This window comes from Patulibacter sp., from assembly GCF_030655195.1.
In the GTDB taxonomy this organism is placed as follows: domain Bacteria; phylum Actinomycetota; class Thermoleophilia; order Solirubrobacterales; family Solirubrobacteraceae; genus Patulibacter.
The window spans coordinates 1-4,789 of sequence record NZ_JAURWA010000011.1; the positions used below are offsets into that span (position 1 = coordinate 1).

The 4,789-nt window shown below is 74.2% G+C and carries 4 protein-coding genes; all 4 read left to right on the forward strand.

Annotation, left to right across the window (positions count from 1 at the left end; genetic code table 11):
• The first annotated feature begins 238 nt into the window (after positions 1-238).
• On the forward strand, positions 239-1,132 hold the full coding sequence (locus tag Q7T67_RS01160; RefSeq protein WP_304785491.1) for a bifunctional 2-polyprenyl-6-hydroxyphenol methylase/3-demethylubiquinol 3-O-methyltransferase UbiG: 894 nt from the start codon (positions 239-241) through the stop codon (positions 1,130-1,132).
• On the forward strand, positions 1,129-2,103 hold the full coding sequence (locus Q7T67_RS01165; RefSeq protein WP_304785492.1) for a phytanoyl-CoA dioxygenase family protein: 975 nt from the start codon (positions 1,129-1,131) through the stop codon (positions 2,101-2,103). The genes Q7T67_RS01160 and Q7T67_RS01165 overlap by 4 nt, the downstream gene beginning before the upstream one ends.
• Positions 2,100-2,777, forward strand: a complete 678-nt coding sequence (locus Q7T67_RS01170) for a class I SAM-dependent methyltransferase (protein ID WP_304785493.1) — start codon at positions 2,100-2,102, stop codon at positions 2,775-2,777. Before Q7T67_RS01165 ends, Q7T67_RS01170 begins: the two co-directional genes overlap by 4 nt.
• A 260-nt stretch (positions 2,778-3,037) precedes the next feature.
• Positions 3,038-4,789, forward strand: a 1,752-nt coding sequence (locus tag Q7T67_RS01175) for a DEAD/DEAH box helicase (RefSeq protein WP_304785494.1), incomplete at its 3' end; no start/stop codon positions are given.

Here is a 4,789-nt window from a genome sequence, read left to right on the forward strand (position 1 = left end):
GCCTGCGACGCCTCGGCGTACATGACCGGCGCCGTGATCCCGGTCGACGGCGGTCATCTGGTGAGCAGCCTGTGAGCCGCTGACGGGCAGCGATCGCGCGTCCGCAAACGGCGGCCCGGCGGGGCGCCCCGCCGGCCGGCCGCGGCGCCTCCCGCGCGCAGCCCGGGGGCCGGAACATCCGAGACGCCATGTGTCGGTCCGGGCAACCGCTCGGCCTCCGGCGGCGTACGCATCGAAGATGCCCCCCGAGAACGCCGTCCCAGACACCGCCGCCCGCAGCCTCGCCCACTGGAGCGAGGAGGGGCGCCGGGAGATGGAGGCGTTCTACGCGCTCGCGCGTCTGGACTACCAGCTGCTGGCCGACGCGCTGGACTACCCCGAGCTGTTCCGGGTCGTCCGGGAGCGCGCCGGCGGCGGCGCGGTCTCGCTGCTCGACGTCGCGTGCGGGTCGGGCAAGTTCCCCGAGACGCTGCTCGAGCGCACGGAGCTGGCGGCCCAGGACGACCTGCGCGTCGACTACGACCTGCTCGACCCGGCGCCCTTCTCGCTGCAGGAGGCCGCGGCCGTGCTGCGCCCGCCGTTCCACGAGGCCGCCCGTCACGAGGTGACGATGGAGGACCTCGACCCGGCGGTCGGCCCGTTCGACGTGGTCTGGGCGACGCACGCGCTCTACGCCCTGCAGCCGGAGAACGTCGACGCCGCCGCCCGGCGGATGCTCGACGCGCTGGCTCCGCACGGCGTGCTGCTCCTGGCCCAGGGGGCCTACGACGGGCACTACCTGGCCTTCTACCGCGCGTTCCTCGAGGGCGTCCGGGGCGGCGAGGGCACGGCCTACGTCTCCTGCGAGCAGCTCACGGACGCGCTGGGTCGTGTCGGTGCGGACGACACCCACGAGGTCGAGGTGCGCCGGATCTCCTACGAGCACGTCGTCGCCGACGACGACCGCGAGGTCCTCGAGGGCTTCCTCCAGCGCTGCGCCTTCGACGACACCGTCTCCCTCGAGCAGATGCGCGAGGCTCCCGTCCTCGGCGCCTACCTCGAGGCCTGCCACGACGCCGACGCCGGCGTGCACCGCTTCCGCCAGGAGACCGACCTGGTCCTCCTCACCCCGAACGACGGGACCCCCGCATGAGCACCCAGGACAGCCGCATCCTCTCGGCCGAGCACGCCCGCGAGTCGGGCGTCGACCAGCCGTGGGAGGAGTCCAACGGCGCGTGGTGGGACTGGTACCTGTCGCTGGCGGCCGAGGACGAGGGCCCGGTCGAGCTCGTCGAGGCCGACCCGCCGGAGGCCGTCGAGCCGCTGACCACGGCCGAGCTGGCCGAGGAGCTCCGCACGCCGTACGAGCTGACGGACGAGCAGGCCGGCCGGTTCCGGGACGAGGGGTACATCAAGCTGCCCGCCGTCCTCAGCCCCCGCGCGCTGGCCGCCGGCCGGCTCGAGGTCGAGCGGCTCGCCGCCGCGGGCGACGGTCCCGGCGCCTCGGGCTTCCTCAGCCTCGACATGATGTGGCAGGGCGACTCCGAGGTCCTCCGGCTGTTCGCGCTCGCGCCCCGCCTCGGTCGCCTGGCCGCCGATCTGCTCGGCGTCGCCGACGCACGGATCTACCACGACAACGTGCTGTCCAAGCAGCCCGGCTGCGGCCGCACGCCGTGGCACTTCGACGCGCACCACTTCCCGATCGCCTCGCGCGACATCGTCACGAGCTGGATCCCGCTGCAGGCGATCCCGTCGCCGATGGGCCCCCTGGCGTTCGCCGCGGGCAAGGACACCTGGCGCGTGGCCGAGGACGTCGACTTCGACAGCGTCGGCACCTCGTACGACCGGGGTGTGGCCGACGCGTTCGGCGCCGCCGGCGTGCGGGTCGACGACTCGCCCTTCGCGCTGGGCGAGGTCTCCTTCCACCACGCCTGGTGCTTCCACTACGCCCGCGGCAACCGCACCACGCAGCCGCGGCAGGTCATGGCGACCACGTACTTCGCCGACGGGTCGAGGCTCGTGGACCAGCCGACGATGGTCTCGGGCGACTACGAGCAGTTCCTGCCCGGCGCCCGCCCCGGCGAGGTCATCGACACGCCGCTGAACCCGGTCGTCTCGCGATGAGCGGGGCGACCGCCGGCCCCTCCGGCGCGGGGGACCCCGACGCCGGCGGCGTCGAGGCCCTGGACCCCGCCCGTCCCGGCGTGGCGTACTGGCGCGAGCGTGCTCGGGCGCTGGGCGCCCGTGCGGTCGTCAACGTCGACCACCCCGACGAGGCCGACCTCGGCGACGTCACCGACGGCCACCGCGAGGCCCTCTGGCCGCTCCTGGCCGCCGAGCTGACCGGGGACGAGCAGGTCGTGCTCGACGTGGGCTGCGGCACCGGCCGGCTGACCGCCGACCTGGCGGCCCTCGTCGACGGCGACGCGATAGGGGTGGACCCGGTCGCGGGCCTGCTGGCCCTCGCCGAGCCCCACGCGCGGGTCGACCTGCGGCTCATGACCGAGGGGCGTCTGCCCGTCGACGACGACGCGGTCGACGTCGTCTTCACGTCGCTCGTCCTGGGCGGCATCCCCGCCGTCGCGCTCGAGCGGACGATCGCCGAGATGCGCCGCGTCCTGCGTCCCGGTGGGCTCGTCTTCCTCTCGGAGTCCGTCGCCGACCGCCCCGAGCCCGGGCACTGGGCGGCCCGCACCGTCGACGACTACCGCGAGCTCCTGCCCTGGGTGACGCTGCGCGAGGTCGGGCGCTTCGACGACGCCGGCGACGGGATCGCCGTGCTCGCCGGTCGCGCCTGAGGGCCGACCGGACACCTCGGCCGGGCGGGTCCCGGCCGACGGCGGGCCGCGGTTCGGCCTGCCGCGCACACACGGGCCCCCGGCGGCCTGTCACAGTCCTTCCCTGCCGCGCTGCGTCGCGGCTCGTGATCGGAGCGCACCTGCTCCCGTCGTACCCAATGGTTTCGACCTCCGTGGGACAGGGCTTCACCCGGATCGCCGGACGCGATCCGAAAAAGCCGGATCTTCGTGGACGAGACCGCTCTTCCCCGAAGGACCACATGAGCGCATCCGCTCCTGACGGCCAGGCCGTCACCGCTGCACCCACGACCGACGTCACGGTCGACCCCTCCGCGACGACCGAGCACGACGCGGCCGTCGCCGTCGTCTCCGAGCCGACCCCCGAGTCCGCCGCCGCGGACGCCCCGCAGGAGCTGCGCACCGGCTCCCAGCCCGACCCCCGCAAGCGCGATCGCCCGAAGCAGGAGACCCCCGTGACCGAGTCCGAGAACGTCACCTTCGCCGACCTCGACCTGCACCCGGAGCTCCTGAAGGCCCTGGCCGGCCTGGGCTACGAGGAGCCGACGCCGATCCAGCGCGAGACCATCCGCCCGCTGATCGCCGGCCAGGACGTGCTCGGCCAGGCCGCCACCGGCACCGGCAAGACGGCCGCCTTCGCGCTGCCGATGCTCCATCGCTTCGGGCACTCGAGCCAGAGCAAGGCCCCGCGCGGCCTCGTGCTCGTCCCGACCCGCGAGCTGGCCACCCAGGTCGCCGAGGCCATCTGGTCCTACGGCAAGGGCCTGGGCATCAAGGTCCTCGCCGTCTACGGCGGCGAGCCGATCGTCAAGCAGCTGAAGACCCTGCACCGCGGCGTCGACGTCGTCGTCGCCACGCCGGGCCGCGCCAAGGACCTCATCGACCGCGGCGCGCTGCAGCTCGGCGAGATCCAGATGGTCGTCCTCGACGAGGCCGACGAGATGCTCGACATGGGCTTCCAGGACGACATCGAGACGATCCTCGGCGCCACGCCGAAGGAGCGCCAGACGGTCCTCTTCTCCGCCACGATGCCCTCGCGCATCAACAGCCTGGCCCGCAAGCACCAGCCGGACGCCGTGCGCATCGCCGTCGCCCGCGAGGTCACGCCGGAGGGCGAGGCCCCGAAGGTCCGCCAGGCTGCCTACGTCGTCGCGCGCCACCACAAGGCCACCGCGCTGACGCGCGTGCTCGACAAGGAGCAGCCGAAGGCCGCCATCGTCTTCTGCCGCACGCGCGCCGAGGTCGACGAGGTCGCCCAGACGCTCAACGGCCGCGGCTACACCGCCGAGGCGCTGCACGGCGGCATGGACCAGACGCAGCGCTCGCGCACGATCGACCGCCTGAAGAACGGCTCGACGCAGCTGATCGTCGCCACCGACGTCGCGGCCCGCGGCCTCGACATCGACAACCTCACGCACGTCGTCAACTACGACGTCCCGTCCGCCCCGGAGGCCTACGTCCACCGGATCGGCCGCGTCGGCCGCGCGGGCCGCGAGGGCGTCGCGATCACGTTCGCGCAGCCGCGCGAGCACCGCAACCTGAAGAACATCGAGCGTCTGACGCGCCAGCAGATCGCCATCGAGCCGGTGCCGACCGTCGCCGACCTGCGCAGCCGGCAGCTCGCCGAGATGACGACGACGCTGCGGGAGACCCTCGCCGCGCCCGGCGACCTGGCCGAGCTGCGTGGCGTGATCGAGTCGCTCGCCGGCGAGTTCGACGTCGTCGACGTCGCCGCCGCCGCCCTGAAGCTGGCGCAGGCCGCGACCGGCTCGCCGGTCGACGAGGAGGACATCCCCGAGATCGCCGCCGGCAAGCCGAAGGAGCACCGCGGTGCCGGCTTCCGCGAGGGCTCGCGCCGTGACCCGCGCGGCGAGAACGGTCCGGGCGGCAACCGCCGCGAGCGCCGCGGTGCCGGCGTCGGCACGACCCGGATCTTCGTCGGGGCCGGCCGCGAGGCGCGCATGCGCCCGCAGGACCTCGTCGGCGCGATCGCC